Raw genomic sequence first — 21,553 nt, forward strand, 5'->3', positions numbered from 1 at the left:
GATGGGAGGACCCGAACGATGAAAACCAATGCAATGCTTGCGACGCTCGCCGCCGCGACTTGCCTCGCTTCGACGCCGCTGATGGCGCAGGAGATCGAGATCGAGGAAGACGTCTCGGTCGATCGCCGGGTGGTCGTGATCGAAACCGACGATGCCGAGAACGGCAAGAAGGTCGAACACAAGGTGCGCGTGGTCCGCCGCGGCGCCGATGGGGCCGAAGTCGCCCGCGAACTCGACGAGATGGAAAAAGTCGAGGTGCGGATCGTCAAGATGGGCGAGGGCGCGGACCTGTCCGAAGCCGAACTGCGAGCGCTGACCGAGGAGCGGCTCGCCGATCGCGAGATGATCGTCTTCAGCGGGCGCGAGATGGAATGCGAGCGTCAGGCCACCGGCGAAGTCCGCCTCAAGGTGTGCAGCTCCGAAGGCCGGGCGTCGGTGCTCAAGGCATTGCGCGAGGCGCGCGGTACGCTGGCGACCGAAACGTCCCTCGGCGACGATGCCAAGGCGCGCGCGCTGGCTGCGCTCGATCGCCGGATCGTCGAGCTGGAAACCGCGACCGAAGACTGAGTGTCGCGCGGACCCGATTGGGTCGCGCTTTCCCCAACACGGTCCGCGCCCGCGCCATCAGTCCCGGCCCGGGCGAACGGACAGGCGCGATCCGGGCGGGTGCGATCTCCAGCGCACCCGCCCCTCGCGCATCCAGCTCAGCCGCAGCGCACTTCGAGGATGGTGCGGTCGTCTTCGAGCAGCAGGTTGAGGCGGGTGCCGACGAAATTGGTCGCCACCGCGGGGGCGCCTTCCTTGTAGGCGCGCGTGTTGGGATTGGTTTCCTGGATTTCGTAGAGCTTTTCGTCGGTCAGCATCGTCCCGACGAGGTCCTGGAACTGGTCGGCGTTGCAATCGGCGTCGGTGACGGTCTCGGGCGTGAGTTCGGGCGCCTCCTCGACCGGTTCGGGCGCGGGCTCCGCGGTTTCGGAGCAGGCGGTCATGGCGAGTGCGGCTGCAGGGATCGCGGCGAGCGCGAAAACGAATTTCATGTATTTTCCCTCCCGTTTGGAAGCGGCGAAACTGCCGCGCCGGCGGGGCGGTGTAAAGGTGCTTAATCCTTTATCCCAGTATCGCGTCGGCCCACGGTCCGACGTCCGGCGGGACGGCCCCGCGCGGCCAGCCGGCAGGGGGCTGGTTGCGGAACCAGGTGTATTGCCGCTTGGCATATTGCCGCGTCGCGGTCGCGCCGGCCGCGATCGCCTCCTCGCGTGAGAATTCTTCGCGCAGCAGCGCCGCGATCTCGGGCACGCCGATCGCACGCATGACGGGGAGGGCGGGATCGAGACCGCGCGCGAGCAGCGCCTCGACCTCTTCGATCGCGCCCCCGTCGAGCATCAGCTCGAAACGGCGCTCGCAGCGCTCGTAGAGCCAGTCGCGATCGGGGAGCAGTACGAGCGGATGGAGCGCGATATCCGCCGCGATCCCGCCGGCCTTTTCATGCTGCCAGTCGGACAGCGGGCGCCCGGTCGAGCGCACGACCTCGAGCGCGCGCAGCGTCCGCGTGCGATCCGCCGGGGCGAGCCGCGCGGCGGCGGCGGGATCCTCGGCCTCGAGCGCGGTGCGCGCCTCGTCCTGCGGCAGATCGCGCACCTCGACGCGGATCGCGGGGTCGATCTCGGGCACCGGGGCGATCCCGTCGAGCAGGGTGCGCATGTAAAGCCCGGTCCCGCCGACGAGGATCGGCACCTGCCCGGCGAGATGCGCGTTCTCGATCTCGCGCCGCGCCGCATTGGCCCAATCGGCGGCGGAGCAGGCGTCGGCCCCGTCCCATGCACCGAACAACCGGTGCGGCACACCGTCCATTTCCGCCTCGGTCGGGCGCGCGCTCAGGACGGCGAGGTCGCGATAGACCTGGGCGCTGTCGGCATTGATCACCACGCCCGGCGTGCCGCGTGCCGCGAGCGCCTGTGCGAGCGCGACCCCGAGCGCGGTCTTGCCGCTGGCGGTCGGCCCTGCGATGAGCGCCAGCGGTGGTTTCCCGCTTTTCCAAGGAGTCTCGCGCTTGCTCATCGCCCGCCTGATAGCAGAACCGGCCACACTGGAGGCAAGCCTCGAAGGCGCGCTATCCGCGCTCGCGGCCTGCGACATGCCCGTCGCCAACGCGCATATGCTCGAACATTGCGGCGAGGTGCTCGAACTCGAACTGCCGCATGGCGAGGCGGCGGATCTGCGCCGCGTGCTCGACGCGCAATTCGGTCCTTGCGACCTGCTCGTTTCCGACCGCGCGATCGCGGTCCCGCGGCTGTTCGTCTCGGACATGGATTCGACCATGATCGGGCAGGAATGCATCGACGAGCTGGCCGATTTTGCCGGGCTCAAGGACAAGGTCGCGGCGATCACCGAGCGCGCGATGCAGGGCGAGCTCGATTTCGAGGCGGCGCTGCGTGAACGCGTCGCGCTGCTCGAAGGGCTGTCTGAGGACGCGATCGGGCAGTGCCTGGCCGAGCGGATCCATCCCACGCCCGGCGCGCGCGCACTGGTCGCGACGCTCGCCCAGAAGGGGTGCCGCTCGGTGCTCGTCACCGGGGGTTTCCACGATTTTGCCGACCGGGTGGCCGAGCAGCTCGGATTCGATCGCGTGGTCGGCAACCGGCTCGCCACTCGCGACGGGAGGCTGACCGGCGGGTTGCTCGGCGCGATCAGCGATTCCTCGACCAAGGCGCGTACGCTGGCCGAGGAAGCCGCCGCGCTCGGCGAGGGCGGGATCACGCTGGCGATGGGCGATGGGGCGAACGACGCGCCGATGCTGCGCGAGGCGAGCTACGGCATTGCCTTCCGCGCCAAGCCCGCCGCGCGCGATGCCGCCGACGGCTGGATCGAGAGCCGCGACCTGACCGCCATGCTCCGGCTGCTCGGCATTCCCGAGCGCGAATGGTCGGCGGGGAAGGGCGGCTGAACGCGAAGGGGGCTTGGAACCGATCCGCATTTGGATTATATTTACACTTGTGTAAGTAAGAGCGTGACGACCATGACCGACCAGACCACCCTTCCTCCCCTCGTCGCCCCGGGCTCGACCGGTACCGCCGAAGCCGCGCCCGACGGCACGCTGTTTCGCCATCCCGCGCGGCAGAAACCGCGCATGCGCCCGCTCAAAGCGTTCGGCCATTTCCGCCAGCTGCTGAAGGATAAGGAAGACACCAGCCAGGTCTTCCATATCTTCGAATCGCTGCCGAGCCGCGACTTCGTGCCGATGGCACGCAGCCTCGCGCTGAGCGAGCAGGGCGAACGCCTCCGCGCGACCGAGCCGTACCTGCCCGACGTGCTCGACGATCACGATACGTTGCGCAAATTGCCGAAGGGCACGGTCGCGCACGCCTATTGCGATTTCATGGAAGCCGAAGGGCTGAGCGCCGCGGGCCTCGTCGAGGAGCACAACCGCTTCTTCGGTGACCGCCCGAAATATGGCGACCTGATCGAATGGTACGCCTCGCGTCGCCGCGATACGCACGACCTGCTGCACGTCCTCACCGGCTTCGGTCGCGACCCGCTCGGCGAACAATGCGTCCTCGCCTTCACCCACGGCCAGAATGGCGGCCTCGGGAATCTCTTCATCGCCTATCTCGGCGCGCTGCACATTGCGCGTACCGCGCCCGAGACCCGCGGGCGCAAGGCGCCGGTGATCAAGGCGGTCCGCCAGGCGCAGAAGCTCGGCAAGGGGGCGCCGCGCGTCACCGATATCTCGATCCGAGAGTTACTTGCCATGCCGCTCGACGAGGCCAAGGCAATGCTCAAGATCCCGACCGGGCCGACGCTCTACGAGGAATGCCATCGCATCTGGCGCGAGAACGGGATCGATCCGTACAGCCTGATTACCGACCAGCAGGCCGTCGCAGCTTAACTTGTCAGTCGGGCTGGTGCCTAGGTCTGGCGGATGCCAGGCCGCACCAGCGTCAGCCGGAAAATTCCCCTAGATCCAGCTCGCGATCTGCTCGAGCGGCTTCTTCTTCAGCGCGTGTCCGGGCACCGTCGCATCGTCGGACGGATGCCCGACGACCACGATCATCAGCGGCTTTTCCCATTCGGGGCGGCGGCAGATCTCGCGCAAGAAGCCCATCGGAGAGGGGGTGTGGGTCAGCGTCGCCAGCCCGGCCTCGTGCAGCGTCGAAATCAGCATCCCGCAGGCAATCCCGACGCTTTCGTTGACGTAGTAGTTCTGCGTCTTGCCGTCTTCCTCGATCCCGCCCTTGCGTTGTGCGAAGCAGACGACGAGCCACGGCGCGGTTTCGAGGAACGGTTTGTGCTCGTCGGTCCCGATCGGGTCGAGCGCGCCGAGCCATTCCTCGCTAGCCTTGGGCTTGTCTCCGTCGGCGCCGTAGAAGCGGCGTTCCTCGGCCTCGGCCGCTTCGCGGATCGCGCGCTTGGTCTCGGGCGAGGAAATCGCGACGAAATGCCACGGCTGGTGGTTGGCGCCGTTGGGCGCGGTCCCTGCCGCGCGGATCGCGTATTCGATCACCTCACGGGGGACCGGCGCAGTGGTGAAAGCGCGGCACGATCGGCGGGTCTTCAATCGATCGAGCGCCGCCTTCGCCCGCGCCACCCTTTCCTCGTCCGAAAACTCGGGCAGGGCAGGGTAGGGATGATGCTTTTCGCTCATCTCAACTCCTTGCGGATCACGAGCTTGAGCCCCGACCAGGTCTCGTCGACCGCGCATTTCTTGGTGTCGACGAAGCCGAGCGCGAGCCCGGCGGCGCGGACCTCGTGCTCGCCGATTTCGGTCTCGACGCCCGAGGCCTGCTTGGGCCAGCTGACCCAGACCTGCCCATCGGGCGCGAGCACGTCGCGCAGCGTTTCGAGCCGGTTTGCGAGCGTCTCGGCCGTGGTTACGAAGATATGCGCGGCATCGAGCCCCTCGCAGGGTTCGCCGACGAAATGGAGCGAGAGTGCGTATTCGCCGATCTCGTCCTGAACGTTCTCGGGCATCCGGTCGAACCAGCAGGTCTGCCCGTCGCGCAGGTTGAGCTTCTTCGCCAGCGGTGTTTCCGAATATCCCGCCGGCATCTCGCTCAGGCCTCCATCCAGTCGCGGAAGAAGCTGCGATGGGCTTCGCGCAGATCTTCGAGCGAGGCGCCGAGCAGGCTGTCGCCACCGACAGTGCCGATGCGGTGGAAGCCGACCCACTCGGCCTCGTCGGTCTCGGGACCCTCGGCGACGAGCCGGTTGAACGCATCGACCTTGTCCGCCGGAACGGTGATCACGTAGCGCGCCTGGTCCTCGCCGAACCACCACTGCGCGGGCGTATAATCGTCGCTCGCGCGGACGTCGGCACCGCGATTGCCGCCCAGCGCCATCTCGGCGAGCGCGACCGCGAGGCCGCCGTCGGAAATGTCGTGGACCGCGTTGACCACGCCTTCCTCGATCAGGCGGCGCACGATCTGGCCCGCGCCGCGTTCGGCGGCGAGGTCGACCGGCGGCGCGCGACCTTCGTCGCGGCCATGCACCACCGACAGCCACAGCGACTTGCCCAGATGCGAGCGGGTCGGATCGGGGCGCGACCAGAATTCGGGGGCGACGAGGTAGATCGCGTCGCCTTCGGATTTGAACGGCATGGTCGCCATCGCGTCGTAATCCGCGATGATGCCGACCCCGCCGATCGCCGGGGTGGGCAGGATCGCCGAACCGCCGCCGGTCGCCTTGCTCTCGTTGTAGAGCGAGACGTTGCCGCTCACGATCGGGAAATCGAGCGCGCGGCAGGCATCGCCCATGCCTTCGAGCGCGTGGACGAACTGCGCCATGATCTCGGGCCGCTGGGGATTGGCGAAATTGAGGCAATTGGTCACCGCCAGCGGGCGCGCGCCGACCGCGCAGAGGTTGCGATAGGCCTCGGCGATCGCCTGCTTGCCGCCCTCGTAGGGATCGGCATGGACGTAGCGGGGGGTGCAATCGGTGCTGATCGCGAGCGCCTTCTTCGTGCCGTGGACGCGCACCACGCCGGCATCGCCGCCGGTCTGGAGCGTGTCGGCACCGACCTGGCTGTCATACTGTTCCGAAATCCAGCGCTTGCTGGCGAGGTTGGGCGAGGCGAGCAGCTTGAGCAGGTCGCCGCGCACGTCGTCGCTGTCGGGACGGTTCGCCATCGGCTTGATCCCCGCCCATTCGGTGTATTCGGCGCGGCTCAGATAGGGGCGGTCGTATTCGGGCGCATCGGCGGCGAGCGGACCGAGCGGGATGTCGCAGACGACTTCGCCGCCGAATTCGAGAACCATGTGCTGGGTATCGGTGACCTCGCCGATCACCGCGAAATCGAGTTCCCACTTCTCGAAGATCTTGGCCGCCATCTCTTCCTTGCCGGGCTTCAGGACCATGAGCATGCGCTCCTGGCTCTCGCTCAGCATCATCTCGTAGGGGGTCATACCCTCTTCGCGGCAGGGAACCTGGTCCATGTCGAGCCGGATGCCGGCCTTGCCGTTGGTCGCCATCTCGACGGAGGAGGAGGTCAGGCCCGCCGCGCCCATGTCCTGGATCGCGACAATCGCGTCGGTCGCCATCAGTTCGAGGCAGGCCTCGATCAGCAACTTTTCGGTGAACGGGTCGCCGACCTGCACGGTGGGGCGCTTGGCCTCGGCGTCTTCCTCGAAATCGGTCGAGGCCATGGTCGCGCCGTGGATCCCGTCGCGCCCGGTCTTCGATCCGACATAGACGATCGGATTGCCGACCCCGGTGGCGGCCGAATAGAAGATCTTGTCGGCATCGGCGACGCCCACCGTCATCGCGTTGACGAGGATGTTGCCGTCGTAGGCGGGGTGGAAATTGGTCTCGCCCGCGACGGTCGGCACGCCGACGCAATTGCCGTACCCGCCGATTCCCGCGACCACGCCCTGGACGAGGTGCTTCATCTTGGGGTGGTCGGGCCGCCCGAAGCGCAGCGCGTTGGCGTTGGCCACCGGGCGCGCGCCCATGGTGAAGACATCGCGCAGGATCCCGCCGACGCCGGTCGCCGCGCCCTGGTAGGGTTCGATGTAGGACGGGTGGTTGTGGCTCTCCATCTTGAAGATCGCCGCCTGGCCGTCGCCGATATCGATCACGCCGGCGTTCTCGCCCGGGCCGCAGATCACCCATTCCGCCTCGGTCGGCAGTTTCTTCAGGTGCAGGCGGCTGCTCTTGTAAGAGCAGTGCTCGGACCACATGACCGAGAAGATGCCCAGTTCCACGAGGTTGGGCTCGCGCCCGAGCGCGTGGAGCACGCGCTCGTATTCTTCGGGGCTGAGCCCGTGCTGGGCGACGATTTCGTCGGTGATCTTCGGGGTGATGGTGTCGGCGGTGTTTGGCATGCGCCGCGCCTTAATACCGCGCGCGCGATCTGTCACCGCCCTAGCGCGCGAGGATGGGGAACAATTCCTCGACCAGCAGCGCCACCCAGATCAATCCGACCACCAGCGGCACCCCATGGCTGAGCACCGGAAGCAGGTTGCGGTAAAACCCGCGCTCCTCGGAGGATCTCCGGCAGTATTCGGCATAATCGGGCAGGCATTTCTTCATCCGCCGCTTCGCATCCTCGAGGTCGCCCGCCTGCCGGATATTGATCAGCAGCCAGAACACCGTGAGCACCACGCCGCAGGCGCTGATCGCGACCAGCGTCCAGCGCGAAACGTCGGCGATCGCGGTGGCGTAGAACACCAGCAGCATGGCCTGCGCGAGAAGGAAGAAATTGAGCCGCTCGTTGAAAACGTTCTCCTCGTGCAGCGCGTGGCTCCACGAACGTTCGCACTCGGCGGGCGTGAAGTCGGACGGCGGGGTGTAATCGACGGGTTTCTTCTCGCTCGCCATCGCGTCCCCCCCTCAGCTCGAAACCGCGAGGCCGACCTGGCTGCGGTGCCAGCGGGTCGAGCCGACCCACCACGCCGCCAGCGTCACGATCGCGAAGGCGATCATCGCGCCGATATAGAGCGAGGGGCCCGCCGCTTCCGGGGGCGGCGCGAACCAGTTGATCGCCTGCAGCAGCACCAGCACCACGCCGAGCACGATCGGCGGCACGATCGGCCCCTTGGTGCTGCGGATGTACCACGAGAAGGCGAGCGCGGTGATCGCGAGCTCGAGCACGATCGCGATCACGGGCTCGTTCCAAAGGCCCAGACCGAGCTTCGTTTCGCCGCCCGCGAGCGTCAGGTCGGGGACGTGGACCAGCCAGTCGACGAACCAGTGCGAAACCACGACCAGCATCGCGATCACCGCGCCGGTCTGGTTCTTGGTCAGCCACAGTACGAACAGCCCGAAGGCGAGCGCGAAGCCCACCGTACCCAGCAGGCTGTGCGTGTAGGGCATGTAGTAGAGGTCGAACGGGACCAGCGCGCTCGCGCCTTCGTCGATCCGCATCTTTTCCACCCCGAACAGCGCGAGGGTGAAGAACGCCCAGTCGACCAGTTGCGCGGCGACGAACAGCGTGCCGAGTTTGGGCGCCCGCTTGGTCGAGGCGGCCGCTGCCAGTGCCGGTGCCCAATGTCCGATAAACATACTTTTACGGTTCCCCCGGTTCCTGCGGTCAGGCGAATGCCCTGATCGCCCATGCCCCCGCCGCGGCGGCCATTGCCGTTGCGAAGGCCCCCCAGGCGATGTCGGCCACTGTGACCGTGGTCGACCATTGTTTCAACACCGCCTGGCTGGTGAGGTCGTACGTCGCGTAACAGAGCCCGCCGAGCAAGGCCCCGTTGAGCGCGGCGGCGGCGATATCCCCGGCCAAGGCGGGACGCACCGCGAACCATACCACGCCCGCGATATAGAGCAGGTAGAAGACCAGCGCGGGGCCCATGCGGAACGACTCGGCGAGGATGTCGCCCAGCCGCGGGCGGTAGAAATTGGGTCCCGCCCAGCGCAGCCACAGCGCGTCGAGCAGTCCGAAGGCGAGCCCGGTGCCGAGATAGGCGACGATCCACTTCATCCGCGCATGCTCCTGTTGTTGCGCCCATGCTTGACCCGCCACTTGCGGGCCGTCAATGCTCGCCCGCGATGGCAGACGAGAAACCCGATATCGCCGAAATGAGCTTCGAGGATGCGCTGCGCGCGCTCGAGGACGTGATGCGCAAGCTGGAAGGCGGCGAAGTGCCGCTCGATCAGTCGATCGACCTCTACGAACGCGGCGAGGCGCTGCGCGCACATTGCCAGAAGCGGCTCGACGCGGCGCAGGTGCGGATCGAGAAGATCGTTACCGATTCCGAGGGCCGCGCGACGGGCACCGTCCCGCTCGATCCCGAATGAAGATGGAAATCGTCGCCAACGACACCCTGCTGACCGGCGCGCTCGAAGACATCCAGCGCGACGTCGATGCCGGTTTCGACAGCTTCCTGCCCGTGCCGCAGGACCAGCGCGCGCGGCTGGTCGAAGCGATGCGCTATGCCGCGATCGGCGGCGGCAAGAGGTTGCGCCCGCTGCTGGTCACCGCGACCGCCTCGTTGTTCAAGGTCCCGCGCGCGACCGCCTTGCGCGCGGGAATCGCGGTCGAGGCGATCCACGTCTATTCGCTGATCCACGACGACCTTCCCTGCATGGACGACGATGCGCTGCGTCACGGCAAGCCGACGCTGCACAAGGCGTTCGACGAGGCGACCGCGGTGCTGGCGGGCGATTCGCTCCACGCGCTGGCATTCGAGATCCTCGCCAGCCCCAACATGACCGGCGATCCCTTCACCCGCGCCGAACTGGTCGCAGCCTTGGCAGGTGCGAGCGGTCACGAGGGCATGGCGGGCGGCCAGATGATGGACATGGTGGCCGAGCAGGAGGGCGAGGCGTTCGATCTCCACGCCATCACCCGGCTCCAGCAATTGAAGACCGGCGCGCTGCTCGGCGCCTCGGTCGAACTCGGCGCGATCCTCGGCCGCGTGCCGCCCGAAGGCCGCGCGCACCTTCATGGCTATGCCCGCGATATCGGTCTCGCCTTCCAGATCGCCGACGATCTGCTCGACCTCGAAGGCGACGAAGAAAAGGCCGGCAAAGCGCTGAGAAAAGACGAGGAAGCGGGGAAGGCGACCTTCCTCTCGCTGCTCGGCCCCGACCGCGCCCGCGACCAGGCGCAGATGCTCGTCGACCAGGCAATCTCGCACCTCAACGCCTATGGCGAGGAAGCCGACCTGCTGCGGGCGATTGCTCGGTACATCGTGGAAAGGGATCGATAATGACTGAACGCATCGGCATCTATCCCGGAACCTTCGATCCCATCACGCTCGGCCATGCCGATATCATCCGGCGCGGGAGCAAGCTGGTCGACCGGCTGATCCTCGGCGTGACGACCAACCCGTCGAAGAACCCGATGTTCTCGCCCGAACAGCGGATCACGATGGTCGAGCGGGAAGTGGCGGCGATGGGGCTCGCCAATATCGAGGTCGTCGGGTTCAACGCGCTGCTGATGAAGTTCGCCAACAAGATGAACGCCAGCGTCATTATCCGCGGCCTGCGCGCGGTCGCCGATTTCGAATACGAATACCAGATGGCGGGCATGAACCAGCAGATCGACGACGAGATCGAGACGGTGTTCCTGATGGCCGACGTCTCGCTCCAGCCGATCGCGTCGAAACTGGTCAAGGAAATCGCGCTGTTCGGCGGCGACATCGCCCCCTTCGTCAGCGAGGCGGTGCGCGAGGACGTGCTCGCCAAGGTCGCCGAGAAGGGCCAGCTGGGCGATTACTGAGTCGGCACAGCGTCATCCACACCGTTCATTGCCCTGCAAGCGAAGCACGGTTAAGACGCTGCATCACGAAATTCCCCGGACAGAGACCAAATTGATGTTCCGCAAGATGATCTGCGCGGTTGCCGCGCTTACGATGACCACGATCCCCGCCCAAGCGCAGGAGACCGCCGAGACCGAAGTCGCGGCCGCCGCCGATGCGCGCCTGGCGATCAACCGCCCGCTCGACCCGGTGATCAATCCCGACATGACCGTCGACCGCGAGAACATCTGGTTGCTCGACCTGTCGAACGGCGGCCGCGTCGCGATCCGGTTGAAGCCCGACTGGGCGCCCGGCCATGTCGAGCGGATCAAGGCGCTGACGCTGCGCGGCTTCTACAACGGCACGCCGTTCCACCGCGTGATCGACGGCTTCATGGCGCAGGGCGGCGATCCGACCGGGACCGGGCAGGGCGGCTCGCAGCTGCCCGACCTGATGGCCGAGTTCAATGCCATGCCGCATCTGCGCGGCACCGTCTCGATGGCGCGCGCCAACGAAGAGGACAGCGCCAACAGCCAGTTCTTCATCGTGTTCGAACCGCGCTTCTCGCTCGACCGGAAATACACCAATTTCGGCCGCGTGATCGGCGGCATGCAGTATGTCGACGGGATCAACCGCGGCGAACCGCCGGCCCAGCCCACCACGATCGTCCAGGCGAGCCTCGCCTCGCAGAACCTCCCGCCGCCCGCGCCGCGCGCCGCTCCGCAGATCGAGGCGGAAGTGAGCGACGAGGACCTGCTGGGTAGTTAAGCGCGCGTCATGCGCGTCGCCGATTTCGATTTCGACCTGCCGCCAGAGCTGATCGCGCTGCGCCCCGCGCGGCCGCGCGATTCGGCGCGGATGCTGGTGGTCGAAGGCGACAGCCCCTTCGCCGACCGCTCGGTTCGTGACCTGCCCGACCTGCTGCGCGAGGGCGACGTGCTGGTGTTCAACGACACGCGCGTCATTCCCGCCCAGCTGGAAGGCCGGCGGGGGGAAGCGAAAATCGGCGCGACGCTGCACAAGCGGCTCGACCTGCGCCGCTGGCAGGCCTTCATCCGCAACGCCAAGCGCGTGCGCGAGGGCGACCAACTGGTGTTTGGCGGTGGCGTGACCGCGATCGCCGAGGCGCGGCATGCGGATGGCAGCCTGACGCTGGCTTTCGAGGGCGACGAGCCGGTCGAGATCCTGCTCGAGCGCGCGGGCACCATGCCGCTGCCGCCCTATATCGCGGGCAAGCGCGAAACCGACGAGGCCGACCGCGAGGACTACCAGACAATGTTCGCGGCCGAGGACGGCGCGGTCGCCGCGCCCACCGCGGCGCTGCACTTCACCGATGAACTCGTCGCCGCGCTCGATGCGAAGGGCGTGCAGCGCGAAATGCTGACCCTGCATGTCGGCGCGGGCACCTTCCTGCCGGTGAAGGCCGAGGACACAGACGATCACGTGATGCATTCTGAGTGGGGGCGCATCGAGGCCGACGTCGCCGAGCGCCTCAACGCCGCGCGCGCGGCAGGCGGACGGATCATCGCGGTCGGCACCACCAGCCTGCGCACGCTCGAAAGCGCGGCGGACGAGGACGGCACGATCCGGCCCTTCGCCGCCGACACCGATATCTTCATCACGCCGGGCTATCGCTTTCGCGCGGTCGACGGGCTGATGACCAACTTCCACCTGCCCAAATCAACGCTCGTCATGCTGGTCAGCGCGCTGATGGGGCGCGAGCGGATGCTCAATGCCTATGCGCACGCAATCGCAGGGGGTTACCGTTTCTACAGCTATGGCGATTCCTCGCTGCTGATCCCCTAGTCCGGCTTGTCTGCGCCCGCCTCGCGCGGCATAGCGCGGTACGGGATGGATATTCAGACGAGCCACAGGGGAGCGGCGCTGGTCGATCGCTCGCGCGCCTTCGAGCGCAGGCCCGGCCTGATCGCGCGCCTGTTCGCCCCCACTTTCGAAAAGATGCTCGAACGGATCGATGCCGCGCTCGCCAGCGGAGCGATCCACGGAACCTTGCCCGACGGCACCAAGCGCATGCTCGGCGGACGCGCGCCCGGTTTCGAATGTACGTTCGAACTGAAGAGCTGGAATGCGCTGGTGCGGATCGCCACCAATGGCTCGGTCGGCCTCTATCAGGGCTTCGAAGCGGGCGAATGGTGGAGCCCCGACCCGGTCCCGCTCTGCGCGCTGTTCATGCAGCATGCCGAGCGCATGGGCGACACCGCGCGCGCCAAGGGGCCGTTCCGCCACCTGCTCAGGCTCGCGCACCTGTTCAACCGCAATTCGCACGCGGGTGCGAAACGCAACATCAAGGCGCATTACGACCTCGGCAACGATTTCTACGCGCAGTGGCTCGACCCCTCGATGGTCTATTCGAGCGGGCTGGGTGAGGGCGGCCTTGCGGAAATGCAGCGGACCAAGCTCGATGCGCTCGCCGATCGACTGGCCCTGAACGCCGAGGCGCAGGTGCTCGAGATCGGCTGCGGTTGGGGCGCGCTGGCCGATCGCGTCGCCGAGCGCCACGGCGCGCATGTCACCGGGATCAGCCTGTCCGACGAGCAATTGGCCTGGGGCCGCGCACATTGGGAGCCGGAACGCGGCGCGATCGATCTTCAGCACCGCGACTATCGCGACGTCGACGGGCAGTACGATGCGATCATGTCGTGCGAAATGGTCGAGGCTTTGGGCCGCGAATACTGGCCGACCTTCATGGATTGCATCGCGCGCAACCTGAAATCCGGCGGCCACGCGGCGATCCAGTACATCTCGATCCGCGACGAGCTGTTCGACGATTATGCGAAGAGCGCCGATTTCATCCAAGCCTACATTTTCCCCGGCGGTCTGCTGATCCGCACCAGCGAGTTCCGCCGCCTCGCCGAGGAGCGCGGTCTCCAATGGCGCGACCAGCATGATTTCGGGCAGGACTATGCCGAGACGCTGAAGCTGTGGCGCGAGAATTTCGACCGCGCGGTCGAGGAAGAACGGCTCCCCGCCGGGTTCGACGAGGATTTCATCCGCCTCTGGCGGTTCTACCTGCAATATTGCGAAGGCGGGTTCCGCGGCGGCGGGATCGACGTCCACCAGGTCACGCTGATCAAGGAATGACGATGCGCGAATTGATCCTTTCGCTGGGCGCGCTTGCGCTCGCCTCCTGTGCGCCGCTTGCCGATCTCGACAGCGGCACGAACGATGCCCGCCCGGCGGTGATCCAGGTCACGCCGGCCACGTCGGTGTCTCAGGACGATGGCGGGCCGCTGTTCTGGGACGACGCGACGCGCGCGAAACGATTCCGCGCCATGGAGGCCTATTTCGCAGGACAGGAAGTGGCCGCCGCGGCCAATCCGCGCATGCTCGCGCGCGGGGAGCCCTTCGATGCGGCGACGCGAGGGGCGCTTGATGCCTATCTCGGCACCAACGGTACCGCCGGGATCATGGTGCTGCAGGACGGCAAGGTGCGCTACGAGAATTACGCGCTCGGCATGACGCCCACCGACCGCTGGACGAGCTTCTCGGTCGCCAAGAGCTTCACCTCGACCCTGCTCGGCGCCGCGATCGCCGACGGTGCGATCGCCAGCGTGGACGATCCGGTCACGCGCTACGTGCCGGGGCTCGCCGACACCGCCTATGACGGCGTCACCGTCGGCCAGGTCGCGACCATGACCAGCGGGGTGGCGTGGGACGAGAACTATTCCGACCCCGACAGCGACGTCGCCCAGATGCTCGCGATCGCGCCGGTCGCGGGCGAATCGCAGGCGGTGACCTACGCCAGGACGCTCAGCCGCGAGGCACCGGCGGGCGAAAAATGGGTCTACAAGACGCTCGAGACCAACCTCCTCGGCCTGATCGTCGAAGAGGCGGTCGACATGTCGTTGGCCGAATATGCCAATCTGAAGCTGGTCGAACCGGCAGGCTTCGCCGGGAAGCTGTTCTGGATGCAGGACCTCACCGGCGGCAGCATCGGCGGGTGCTGCCTGTCGCTCCGCCTGTCGGACTATGCCCGCTTCGGCCAGTTCGTGCTCGAAGGCGGGGAGGGCGTGGTGCCTCCGGGCTGGTTCGACGAATCGGTGACCCCGACGAGCGAGTTCGGCGGCGGGTTCGGCTACGGCTACCAGTGGTGGACCTATCCGGTCGGTTACGGCGCGCAGGGGATTTTCGGCCAGTCGATCACGATCCTGCCCGAACAGGACATGGTGATCGCGATCGTGTCGAACTGGCCCAAGGCGACCGGACGCGAATTCGGCCAGGCCCGGCTTGCCCTGGCCGCCCAGCTGGTCGCCGCAGGGGCGCGCTAGTCGCGGTCAGGCGAGGCTGCGGAACTCGCGCGGCGCGCTGTAGCCGCCGAGGACGCTTTCGAGCACGGCGGGATTTAGCAGCTGGTCGAACGCACAGCCGACGAGGCAATCGCGCCACCACACCACTTCGCACTGGAGCGATTCGAGCCCCGGCAGCGTCAGCCAGCAGACCGTGCCGGGATGCACCCGGCTGACCGCCGCGGCCGAGAACCCGGCGAGCGACAGGTCGTGGACCACGGTTTCGAAACGGTTCGCGCCCGACATCCGCAGCCGCGCGGGTATCTGCACCCGCGCGCGGGGAGCGCAGCGATCTTCCTGCGCCGTCGTCTCGTAGCGTTTGGTTGCGCCTTCAGCGAAGCTGTCGACCATGATCCGACTCCATCGGAGATTGTACTTGGCCGCGACCCTATCGCGACGTTCGAACCGAGTGTGGAGCGTTCGACGTTACCGTGAGGTTGTCAGTCAGGGTTAACGGCGATCCGCGTGCCCGTTTGGAACCCGGAGGAAAGCAAGGCAACCAGCTCGTCGGCGACCACCTCGGGTGCCTTGAGCGTCTTCGGGTCCTCGCCCGGATAGGCCTTGGCGCGCATCCGCGTGCGCGTGCGGCCCGGATCGACGATCGCGACGCGCACCGGGCGCGACAGCTTGGCGGTTTCCTGGGCGTAGCTTTCGAGGAGGTTGTCCATCGCCGCCTTGGTCGAGCCGTAGGCACTCCAATAGGCGCGCGGAGCGGCCCCGACCGAGCTCGTGAGCCCGACCACGCGGCCATCGTCGGCCTTCTTCAGCAGCCCGTCGAAATGCGCGATCAGCGCCTGCGTGGCGAGGATGTTGAGCGTGATCGCCTTGCCGAAATCCTTCTGGTCGATGTCGTTCACCGGGCTCAGCATCGGCAGGTAGGCGGCGTTGATCACCAGCATGTCGAGCTTGCCCCAGCGCTCGCCGATCGAATGCGCGAGCAGCCCGATCGAATTGGCCTCGGCAAGGTCGAGCGGGGCGATGGTGGCGGCGCCGCCGGCCTCGTGGATCTGTTCCTCGACCTCTTCCAGGGCCTTGGCATCGCGCGCGGTGAGCACGACATGCGCGCCTTCCTTGGCGAGGGCGAGTGCGGTGGCCGCGCCGATCCCGCGGCTCGCGCCGGTGACCAGGGCCAGCTGGCCGTCGAATTTCTTGCTCAAGCGACTTGTCCTACGGGGAGCGACAGCTGCGGATCGTCACGCTCGGAGGCGTCGGTCAGCGAGGTGGGGTAATCGCCGGTGAAGCAGGCGTCGCAGAATTGGGGACAACCATTGTTGCGTTTCTCGGCCCCGACCGCGCGGTAGAGACCGTCGATCGAAATGAAGGCGAGGCTGTCCGCGTGGATGAATTCGCGCATCGGCTCGACGTCCATCTGCGCGGCGAGAAGTTTGGAGCGTTCGGGCGTGTCGACGCCGTAATAGCAGCTATGCGCGGTGGGCGGGCTGGCGACGCGGAAATGGACTTCCTTCGCGCCCGCATCGCGCATCATCTGCACGATCTTGAGGCTGGTGGTGCCGCGCACGATGCTGTCGTCGATCAGCACGATCCGCTTGCCCTCGACGAGGCGGCGATTGGCGTTGTGCTTGCGCTTGACCGAGGAATGGCGATTGGCGTCGCCCGGCTGGATGAAGGTGCGCCCGACATAGTGCGAGCGGATAATGCCGAGCTCGAACGGGATGCCGCTTTCCTGGGCATAACCGATCGCGGCGGGCACGCCGCTGTCGGGCACGGGAATCACCAGATCGGCCTCGACCGGCTTTTCGCGCGCCAGTTCGACCCCGATTTCCTTGCGCGCCTCATATACCGAACGGCCGGTGAAGATGCTGTCCGGGCGGCTGAAATAGACATGTTCGAAGATGCAGGGTCGGGGGCTGTGCTGGCCGAAGGGACGGTGGCTCTTCAGCTCGCCATCCAGCGTGATTTCGATCATCTCGCCCGGATCGACCTCGCGCTCGAACTCGGCGCCGATGACGTCCAGCGCCACGCTTTCGGAGGCGAAGACATAGCCGTCTCCCATCCGGCCCATCACCAGCGGACGCACGCCCAGCGGATCGCGGCAGGCGATCATGCCCTTCGGCGTCATCACGATCAGGGCATAGGCGCCTTCGACGAGGCGCAACGCATCGACCAGCCGTTCGAGGGTCGAGGGATAGCGGCTGGTGGCGACGAGGTGGATGATCACCTCGGTATCGGAGGTCGACTGGAAGATCGCCCCGCTCTTCACCAGCTCGCGCCTCAGATGAAGCGAGTTGGAAATATTGCCGTTATGCGCGATCGCGAACCCGCCCGCGGCGAGTTCGGCATAAAGTGGCTGCACGTTGCGCAGCCCAGCGCCGCCGGTCGTCGAATAACGCACATGGCCCGCGGCCATCGTGCCCGGCAGCGATGCGATCGCCTCGGGCGCGGAGAAGTTTTCGGCCACATGGCCGGAACCGCGCCGGGCATAGAATTCCTGTCCGTCGAAACTCACGATACCCGCGGCTTCCTGGCCGCGATGCTGGAGGGCGTGGAGGCCGAGCGCCGTAGCCGCGGCGGCATCGTCCAATGCGATCGCGCCGAAGACGCCGCATTCTTCGTGCAGCGTGTCGTCGTCGCTTTCGAAGGGGTGGGGTAGGTCCATGCCCGTCGGTAGCCCTGTCCTGTGGTGTTTGAGCGCGCGCCGCAGCCAATGGCGATGTTGCAGGACTATTACAAGTGCAGTGAGACGGGTTGTTGCGCGTTCATGGCGTGCGCTCTAGGGCAGGGCTCCAACGCCGCATGAGACGACGCAAGTGATCCTATCCCCTTTCGAATGGACCGTGGCCAAGCGCTATATGGTCCCCGGGCGCAGCGAGGCGTTCATCACCCTTGTCGGGGCGATCAGCCTCGTCGCGGTGATGCTCGGCGTCGCCGCGCTGATCATCGTGATGAGCGTGATGAACGGGTTCCGCGCCGAACTCCTCGACAAGATCGTTGGATTGAATGGCCATGCGATCGTGCAGGGCTATTCGGGCAAGATCGAGGACTGGCGCGACGTGCTCGAAGAGGCGCGCGAGACGCCCGGCGTCACCCGCGCTTCGCCGCTGATCGAACAGCCGCTGCTCGCCAGCAACCAGGGCATCGCGCGCGGCATCCTCGTGCGCGGCAACGAGCCGGGGGATTTGAAGCGACTCGAGGAAAACGTGATCCTCGGCGACCTGTCCGACCTCCAGCCGGGCGAACGCCGGGTCGCGATCGGCGCGCGGCTGGCGGAAAACCTCGGCGCGCGACTCGGTTCGACGATCACGATCATCAACCCGCAGGGCCGCTCGACGCCGTTCGGCACGGTCCCGCGCCAGATCGGCTACGAGGTCGTCGCGATCATCGAGATCGGGGTGCACCAGTACGACGAATTGTTCGTCGTCATGCCGATCGAGGAAGCGCAGACGCTCTTGCTGATGGGCGATGCGGTCAACAATATCGAGATCAAGACCGAGGACGCCGAAACCGTCCAGACCACCCTCGATCCGCTCGCCGAGCGGCTGCGCGGGCGCGCGTCGATCCAGACCTGGAAACAGATCAATTCGGCGTTGTTCGGCGCGCTCGCGGTCGAGCGGGTGGCGATGTTCGTCGTGCTCTCGATCATCGTGCTCGTCGCGGTGTTCAACATCCTCTCCAGCCTGATCATGCTGGTGCGCGCCAAGACCCGCGACATCGCGATCATGCGGACCATGGGCGCCTCGCGCAAATCGCTCATCAAGATCTTCGTCACCACCGGCTTCGTGATCGGCGCGCTGGGCACCGGCGCGGGCGTGGTGCTCGGCTTCGTCTTCCTCGAGTTCCGCCAGGGAGTCGTGCGCGGGATCGAATGGCTGCTCGGCGTCAATCTGTGGGACCCCGAGGTCCGCTTCCTCACCGAGCTTCCCAGCCGCACCGACCCGGCCGAGGTGATCGGGATCGTGTTCATGGCGCTCGTCTTCAGCTTCCTCGCCACGCTTTACCCGGCGTGGAAGGCGGCGAGCACCGATCCGGTGCAGGTGCTGCGTTATGAATAGTCCCGCCCAAACCAACATCGCGCCCGTCGTCGAGCTCAAGGGCGTCACCCGCAGTTTCGAGCAGGGCGGAGTGACGATCGAAGTCCTCCGCGGGGTCGACCTCGAGGTCCAGCCGGGCGAGATCGTCGCGCTGCTCGGCCCCTCCGGGTCGGGCAAGTCGACCATGCTGCAGGCGATCGGACTGCTCGAAGGCGGCTTCGGTGGCCATATCGGGATCGCCGGCACTGCGGCGGAAAAGGTCGATGCGGCGGGCCGGACGGCCTTGCGCCGCGACCATCTCGGTTTCGTCTACCAGTTCCACCACCTGCTGCCCGACTTCAACGCGATGGAAAACGTGATGATGCCGCAGCTCGTGCTCGGCAAATCGGACGGCGAGGCCGCCGACCGCGCGCGCGAATTGCTGCAGGCGCTCGGCCTCGGGGCGCGGCTCGACCACCGCCCGAGCCAGCTTTCGGGCGGCGAACAGCAGCGCGTCGCGGTCGCCCGCGCGCTCGCCAACCGGCCCGAACTGGTGCTCGCCGACGAGCCCACCGGCAATCTCGACGAACACACTTCGGATAAGGTGCTCGAGGAGTTCCTGCGGCTGGTGCGCGGGGAGGGCAGCGCCGCGCTCGTCGCCACGCATAACGAGCGGCTGGCGGCGAAGATGGACCGCGTCGTCCGCCTTCACGAAGGCAAGTTGGACTGAAACCCAAGCGGCGGCTGCGCGTTGGTCTGGCGAAAGGAATTTTACGCCTATGACCGACCATCCGACGACCTTCCGTGCCGAACCAGCCGACCTCACCGATCCCGATTGGGACGACCGTGCGACGCTGTACAAGATCGACGAGGGCCAAGGCCTACTCGGCGGTTTCGACGGGCTGCGGCGCGGAACGCTCGCCGAGCTGGTCCATTTCGTCCAGACGCTGCCCGAGCACGAGCGCAAGGACTACGCGATCCAAGAATCGGGCGACAAGCGCTATGGCCCGCACGAGATCGCGATCCTTGCCCAGCACGACAATCTGCCGCCTGCCGATTGACCCGGGCCTCCCCAGCGGCTTGAGTGCCGCCAGCAGGGAGGTTCCATGTTCTCACTCGCCTTCGCCTTCGCCGCCGTGATGCAGGACGCGCCGGTGGTCACACCGCCTGCACCGCCGAGCTGCGACTCGGCCGAACACGCCGCGTTCGACTTCTGGGTCGGCGAGTGGGACGTGTTTCGCCCCGACACCGGCGCGCAGGTCGCGACCAGCCGAATCGAGAAGGTCAGTGCGGGCTGCGCGATCCGCGAAACCTGGATGCCGCTGCAGGGCGGGGGCGGATCCTCGCTTTCGACCTACGATCCGGCGACGGGCACCTGGCACCAGCTGTGGGTGGGCCAGCGTCCGGGGCGGGTGTTCTTCGAGGGCGGGCCGGTCGCCAACGATCATGGGGGCGCGATGGTGCTGACCGGCTATTGGGGGAGCGATCCAGAGGGCAACAAACTGCTCGTGCGGATGACCTACACCGCCAATGACGACGGCTCGGTACGCCAATACGGGCAGCAGAGCGCCGATCACGGACGAAGCTGGACCGACAGTTTCGACCTGACCTATCGCCCGAGGGCAAAGGAAGCCGACCAATGACCACGATCGCCGATTTCAACGTCGCCACCAATGACGGGAGCAAGCTCGACCTCGCCGAAATGCAGGGCAAGGTCCTGCTCATCGTCAACACGGCGAGCAAGTGCGGGTTCACCCCGCAATACAAGGGGCTGCAGGAACTTCATGAGAGATATTCCGAGCAGGGTTTCGATGTGCTCGGCTTCCCCTCGAACCAGTTCGGCGAGCAGGAGCCGGGATCGAACGAAGAGATCGCCGAGTTCTGCTCGGTCAACTACGACATCAGCTTCCCGCTGATGGCCAAGGTCGAGGTCAATGGCGACCATGCCGAGCCGCTCTACAAGTGGCTGCGCGAGGAGGCCAAGGGGCTGATGGGCACGACCTCGATCAAGTGGAACTTCACCAAGTTCCTGGTCGACCGCGACGGGAACGTCGTCCGCCGGTACCCGCCGACCGTCGCCCCCGCATCGATCGCCGCCGACATCGAGAAACTGCTGTAACCGCCCGGCGGCCAGGGACGAACCCCTCACCATGATCGAAGCCATCGACCAGTATTTCCACTCGCTCGGCGCCGAGTACGGGGTAAACCCCTATATTTTCGGCGGCATCTATGTCGGCGCCATTCCCTTCTTCTTCCTCAGCATCGCCTGGCTCGTGCGCCGGGCGAGGGCGGGGCAGTCGACCGTGCTGCCGACGATGCTGGCCGGCTTCTTCTTCGTCTCGGCCTATCTCTACCTCGCGGTGGTCGGGCGGAACATCCCGCTGTGGGTGTGGATATTCCTCGCCGCGCTGATCGCCTATGGTGCCTGGTCGACGATCCGCGACACCAGGCGCAAGATCGCGGCCGAGAAGCCAACTTCCGAGTAGCCGTCATTCCCGCGAAGCCGGGAATCCAGGGCAGGCTTGCGCTATGTCGCTCCGAATCCCCGCCTTCGCGGGGATGACGATGTGTGGAGAAGGGGTGGACGGGCCGAAAA

General features: G+C 66.6%; 27 protein-coding genes. 16 read left to right on the forward strand and 11 right to left on the reverse strand.

Going from position 1 to position 21,553, the window contains the following annotated elements; all coding sequences use genetic code 11:
• Nucleotides 1–18: 18 nt before the first annotated feature.
• Entirely contained in the window at nt 19–567 is a 549-nt protein-coding gene (locus IEW49_RS04840; RefSeq protein ID WP_188641618.1) for a hypothetical protein, read from the forward strand.
• A gap of 137 nt (nt 568–704) precedes the next feature.
• Here IEW49_RS04840 and IEW49_RS04845 read toward each other — a convergent pair whose 3' ends face one another.
• Nucleotides 705–1,037, reverse strand: coding sequence for a hypothetical protein (locus tag IEW49_RS04845; RefSeq protein WP_188641619.1), 333 nt, complete (start codon nt 1,035–1,037; stop codon nt 705–707).
• Between the two features lie 70 nt (nt 1,038–1,107).
• Nucleotides 1,108–2,058, reverse strand: a complete 951-nt coding sequence (miaA, locus tag IEW49_RS04850; RefSeq protein WP_188641620.1) for a tRNA (adenosine(37)-N6)-dimethylallyltransferase MiaA — start codon at nt 2,056–2,058, stop codon at nt 1,108–1,110.
• Here miaA and serB point away from each other — a divergent pair.
• Entirely contained in the window at nt 2,051–2,944 is an 894-nt protein-coding gene (gene serB / locus IEW49_RS04855) for a phosphoserine phosphatase SerB (RefSeq protein WP_229658088.1), read from the forward strand. The two genes, miaA and serB, sit on opposite strands and share 8 nt — an antisense overlap.
• Before the next feature lie 72 nt (nt 2,945–3,016).
• Complete coding sequence (locus tag IEW49_RS04860; protein WP_188641621.1) at nt 3,017–3,886, forward strand: Coq4 family protein; 870 nt, start codon at nt 3,017–3,019, stop codon at nt 3,884–3,886.
• A gap of 69 nt (nt 3,887–3,955) precedes the next feature.
• On the opposite strand, the gene IEW49_RS04865 is transcribed toward IEW49_RS04860, so the two are convergent.
• The 6 genes from IEW49_RS04865 to IEW49_RS04890 are packed head-to-tail and all read right to left on the reverse strand — an operon-like array spanning nt 3,956 to nt 8,920.
• The gene (locus tag IEW49_RS04865) at nt 3,956–4,642 is read right to left on the reverse strand and encodes a nitroreductase family protein (protein WP_188641622.1); all 687 of its coding nucleotides are present in this window, start codon (nt 4,640–4,642) and stop codon (nt 3,956–3,958) included.
• Nucleotides 4,639–5,046: a DUF3052 family protein gene (locus IEW49_RS04870; RefSeq protein WP_188641623.1), complete on the reverse strand. Its 408-nt coding sequence runs from the start codon at nt 5,044–5,046 to the stop codon at nt 4,639–4,641. The genes IEW49_RS04865 and IEW49_RS04870 overlap by 4 nt, the downstream gene beginning before the upstream one ends.
• A 5-nt stretch (nt 5,047–5,051) precedes the next feature.
• Nucleotides 5,052–7,316: a phosphoribosylformylglycinamidine synthase subunit PurL gene (gene purL, locus IEW49_RS04875; RefSeq protein ID WP_188641624.1), complete on the reverse strand. Its 2,265-nt coding sequence runs from the start codon at nt 7,314–7,316 to the stop codon at nt 5,052–5,054.
• A 40-nt stretch (nt 7,317–7,356) separates the two neighbouring features.
• Nucleotides 7,357–7,812: a RipA family octameric membrane protein gene (locus IEW49_RS04880; RefSeq protein WP_188641625.1), complete on the reverse strand. Its 456-nt coding sequence runs from the start codon at nt 7,810–7,812 to the stop codon at nt 7,357–7,359.
• Between the two features lie 12 nt (nt 7,813–7,824).
• Entirely contained in the window at nt 7,825–8,496 is a 672-nt protein-coding gene (locus IEW49_RS04885) for a hypothetical protein (RefSeq protein WP_188641626.1), read from the reverse strand.
• 28 nt (nt 8,497–8,524) lie between these two features.
• Nucleotides 8,525–8,920 (reverse strand): DUF2177 family protein, encoded by a 396-nt coding sequence (locus IEW49_RS04890; RefSeq protein WP_188641627.1) that lies wholly within the window; start codon nt 8,918–8,920, stop codon nt 8,525–8,527.
• A 68-nt stretch (nt 8,921–8,988) separates the two neighbouring features.
• On the opposite strand from IEW49_RS04890, the gene IEW49_RS04895 reads away from it, so the two are divergent.
• The 7 genes from IEW49_RS04895 (at nt 8,989) to IEW49_RS04925 (ending at nt 14,971) form a co-directional block, all read left to right on the forward strand.
• Nucleotides 8,989–9,237 (forward strand): exodeoxyribonuclease VII small subunit, encoded by a 249-nt coding sequence (locus IEW49_RS04895; RefSeq protein ID WP_188641628.1) that lies wholly within the window; start codon nt 8,989–8,991, stop codon nt 9,235–9,237.
• Between the two features lie 2 nt (nt 9,238–9,239).
• Nucleotides 9,240–10,151: a polyprenyl synthetase family protein gene (locus IEW49_RS04900; RefSeq protein ID WP_188643095.1), complete on the forward strand. Its 912-nt coding sequence runs from the start codon at nt 9,240–9,242 to the stop codon at nt 10,149–10,151.
• On the forward strand, nt 10,151–10,663 hold the full coding sequence (gene coaD / locus IEW49_RS04905; protein WP_188641629.1) for a pantetheine-phosphate adenylyltransferase: 513 nt from the start codon (nt 10,151–10,153) through the stop codon (nt 10,661–10,663). Before IEW49_RS04900 ends, coaD begins: the two co-directional genes overlap by 1 nt.
• 94 nt (nt 10,664–10,757) lie before the next feature.
• Nucleotides 10,758–11,450 carry a peptidylprolyl isomerase gene (locus tag IEW49_RS04910; protein WP_188641630.1) on the forward strand — a complete coding sequence of 231 codons (693 nt, stop codon included), beginning with the start codon at nt 10,758–10,760 and terminating at the stop codon, nt 11,448–11,450.
• Nucleotides 11,451–11,459: 9 nt separating this feature from the next.
• Complete coding sequence (gene queA, locus IEW49_RS04915) at nt 11,460–12,488, forward strand: tRNA preQ1(34) S-adenosylmethionine ribosyltransferase-isomerase QueA (RefSeq protein WP_188641631.1); 1,029 nt, start codon at nt 11,460–11,462, stop codon at nt 12,486–12,488.
• Between the two features lie 45 nt (nt 12,489–12,533).
• On the forward strand, nt 12,534–13,784 hold the full coding sequence (locus IEW49_RS04920) for an SAM-dependent methyltransferase (protein ID WP_188641632.1): 1,251 nt from the start codon (nt 12,534–12,536) through the stop codon (nt 13,782–13,784).
• 2 nt (nt 13,785–13,786) lie between these two features.
• Nucleotides 13,787–14,971, forward strand: coding sequence for a serine hydrolase domain-containing protein (locus IEW49_RS04925; RefSeq protein WP_188641633.1), 1,185 nt, complete (start codon nt 13,787–13,789; stop codon nt 14,969–14,971).
• A 6-nt stretch (nt 14,972–14,977) separates the two neighbouring features.
• Here IEW49_RS04925 and IEW49_RS04930 read toward each other — a convergent pair whose 3' ends face one another.
• The 3 genes from IEW49_RS04930 to purF form a co-directional block, all read right to left on the reverse strand.
• Nucleotides 14,978–15,340, reverse strand: coding sequence for a PilZ domain-containing protein (locus tag IEW49_RS04930; RefSeq protein WP_188641634.1), 363 nt, complete (start codon nt 15,338–15,340; stop codon nt 14,978–14,980).
• Between the two features lie 89 nt (nt 15,341–15,429).
• Complete coding sequence (locus IEW49_RS04935; RefSeq protein WP_188641635.1) at nt 15,430–16,146, reverse strand: SDR family NAD(P)-dependent oxidoreductase; 717 nt, start codon at nt 16,144–16,146, stop codon at nt 15,430–15,432.
• The gene (gene purF / locus IEW49_RS04940; protein WP_188641636.1) at nt 16,143–17,606 is read right to left on the reverse strand and encodes an amidophosphoribosyltransferase; all 1,464 of its coding nucleotides are present in this window, start codon (nt 17,604–17,606) and stop codon (nt 16,143–16,145) included. Before purF ends, IEW49_RS04935 begins: the two co-directional genes overlap by 4 nt.
• Nucleotides 17,607–17,757: 151 nt before the next feature.
• On the opposite strand from purF, the gene IEW49_RS04945 reads away from it, so the two are divergent.
• Genes IEW49_RS04945 through IEW49_RS04970 form a run of 6 tightly spaced genes read left to right on the forward strand, consistent with a single transcriptional unit; the run spans nt 17,758 to nt 21,443 of the window.
• Complete coding sequence (locus IEW49_RS04945) at nt 17,758–18,999, forward strand: lipoprotein-releasing ABC transporter permease subunit (protein ID WP_188641637.1); 1,242 nt, start codon at nt 17,758–17,760, stop codon at nt 18,997–18,999.
• A complete protein-coding gene (locus tag IEW49_RS04950) occupies nt 18,992–19,687 on the forward strand; it encodes an ABC transporter ATP-binding protein (protein WP_188641638.1) in 696 nt (231 codons plus the stop codon). Before IEW49_RS04945 ends, IEW49_RS04950 begins: the two co-directional genes overlap by 8 nt.
• Before the next feature lie 49 nt (nt 19,688–19,736).
• Nucleotides 19,737–20,018 (forward strand): hypothetical protein, encoded by a 282-nt coding sequence (locus IEW49_RS04955; protein ID WP_188641639.1) that lies wholly within the window; start codon nt 19,737–19,739, stop codon nt 20,016–20,018.
• Between the two features lie 45 nt (nt 20,019–20,063).
• Nucleotides 20,064–20,600, forward strand: a complete 537-nt coding sequence (locus IEW49_RS04960) for a hypothetical protein (protein ID WP_188641640.1) — start codon at nt 20,064–20,066, stop codon at nt 20,598–20,600.
• The gene (locus tag IEW49_RS04965; protein WP_188641641.1) at nt 20,597–21,076 is read left to right on the forward strand and encodes a glutathione peroxidase; all 480 of its coding nucleotides are present in this window, start codon (nt 20,597–20,599) and stop codon (nt 21,074–21,076) included. The genes IEW49_RS04960 and IEW49_RS04965 overlap by 4 nt, the downstream gene beginning before the upstream one ends.
• Nucleotides 21,077–21,107: 31 nt before the next feature.
• Nucleotides 21,108–21,443 (forward strand): hypothetical protein, encoded by a 336-nt coding sequence (locus tag IEW49_RS04970; RefSeq protein ID WP_188641642.1) that lies wholly within the window; start codon nt 21,108–21,110, stop codon nt 21,441–21,443.
• The last annotated feature ends 110 nt before the right edge of the window (nt 21,444–21,553 follow it).

The organism is Pseudoblastomonas marina (genome assembly GCF_014641655.1).
Lineage (GTDB): Bacteria > Pseudomonadota > Alphaproteobacteria > Sphingomonadales > Sphingomonadaceae > Alteriqipengyuania_A > Alteriqipengyuania_A marina.

What these genes read in the sequence shown, in the direction of transcription:
- IEW49_RS04960 (WP_188641640.1), top strand. Translation starts at nt 20,064, where the DNA reads ATGTTCTCACTCGCCTTCGCCTTCGCCGCCGTGATGCAGGACGCGCCG.
- coaD (WP_188641629.1), top strand. Translation starts at nt 10,151, where the DNA reads ATGACTGAACGCATCGGCATCTATCCCGGAACCTTCGATCCCATCACG.
- IEW49_RS04970 (WP_188641642.1), top strand. Translation starts at nt 21,108, where the DNA reads ATGATCGAAGCCATCGACCAGTATTTCCACTCGCTCGGCGCCGAGTAC.
- miaA (WP_188641620.1), bottom strand. Translation starts at nt 2,058, where the DNA reads ATGAGCAAGCGCGAGACTCCTTGGAAAAGCGGGAAACCACCGCTGGCG.
- queA (WP_188641631.1), top strand. Translation starts at nt 11,460, where the DNA reads ATGCGCGTCGCCGATTTCGATTTCGACCTGCCGCCAGAGCTGATCGCG.
- IEW49_RS04870 (WP_188641623.1), bottom strand. Translation starts at nt 5,046, where the DNA reads ATGCCGGCGGGATATTCGGAAACACCGCTGGCGAAGAAGCTCAACCTG.
- IEW49_RS04920 (WP_188641632.1), top strand. Translation starts at nt 12,534, where the DNA reads ATGGATATTCAGACGAGCCACAGGGGAGCGGCGCTGGTCGATCGCTCG.
- purL (WP_188641624.1), bottom strand. Translation starts at nt 7,316, where the DNA reads ATGCCAAACACCGCCGACACCATCACCCCGAAGATCACCGACGAAATC.
- IEW49_RS04895 (WP_188641628.1), top strand. Translation starts at nt 8,989, where the DNA reads ATGGCAGACGAGAAACCCGATATCGCCGAAATGAGCTTCGAGGATGCG.
- IEW49_RS04880 (WP_188641625.1), bottom strand. Translation starts at nt 7,812, where the DNA reads ATGGCGAGCGAGAAGAAACCCGTCGATTACACCCCGCCGTCCGACTTC.
- IEW49_RS04840 (WP_188641618.1), top strand. Translation starts at nt 19, where the DNA reads ATGAAAACCAATGCAATGCTTGCGACGCTCGCCGCCGCGACTTGCCTC.
- IEW49_RS04910 (WP_188641630.1), top strand. Translation starts at nt 10,758, where the DNA reads ATGTTCCGCAAGATGATCTGCGCGGTTGCCGCGCTTACGATGACCACG.
- IEW49_RS04890 (WP_188641627.1), bottom strand. Translation starts at nt 8,920, where the DNA reads ATGAAGTGGATCGTCGCCTATCTCGGCACCGGGCTCGCCTTCGGACTG.
- IEW49_RS04885 (WP_188641626.1), bottom strand. Translation starts at nt 8,496, where the DNA reads ATGTTTATCGGACATTGGGCACCGGCACTGGCAGCGGCCGCCTCGACC.
- IEW49_RS04900 (WP_188643095.1), top strand. Translation starts at nt 9,240, where the DNA reads ATGGAAATCGTCGCCAACGACACCCTGCTGACCGGCGCGCTCGAAGAC.
- purF (WP_188641636.1), bottom strand. Translation starts at nt 17,606, where the DNA reads ATGGACCTACCCCACCCCTTCGAAAGCGACGACGACACGCTGCACGAA.
- IEW49_RS04965 (WP_188641641.1), top strand. Translation starts at nt 20,597, where the DNA reads ATGACCACGATCGCCGATTTCAACGTCGCCACCAATGACGGGAGCAAG.
- IEW49_RS04930 (WP_188641634.1), bottom strand. Translation starts at nt 15,340, where the DNA reads ATGGTCGACAGCTTCGCTGAAGGCGCAACCAAACGCTACGAGACGACG.
- IEW49_RS04860 (WP_188641621.1), top strand. Translation starts at nt 3,017, where the DNA reads ATGACCGACCAGACCACCCTTCCTCCCCTCGTCGCCCCGGGCTCGACC.
- IEW49_RS04950 (WP_188641638.1), top strand. Translation starts at nt 18,992, where the DNA reads ATGAATAGTCCCGCCCAAACCAACATCGCGCCCGTCGTCGAGCTCAAG.
- IEW49_RS04865 (WP_188641622.1), bottom strand. Translation starts at nt 4,642, where the DNA reads ATGAGCGAAAAGCATCATCCCTACCCTGCCCTGCCCGAGTTTTCGGAC.
- IEW49_RS04955 (WP_188641639.1), top strand. Translation starts at nt 19,737, where the DNA reads ATGACCGACCATCCGACGACCTTCCGTGCCGAACCAGCCGACCTCACC.
- IEW49_RS04925 (WP_188641633.1), top strand. Translation starts at nt 13,787, where the DNA reads ATGCGCGAATTGATCCTTTCGCTGGGCGCGCTTGCGCTCGCCTCCTGT.
- IEW49_RS04845 (WP_188641619.1), bottom strand. Translation starts at nt 1,037, where the DNA reads ATGAAATTCGTTTTCGCGCTCGCCGCGATCCCTGCAGCCGCACTCGCC.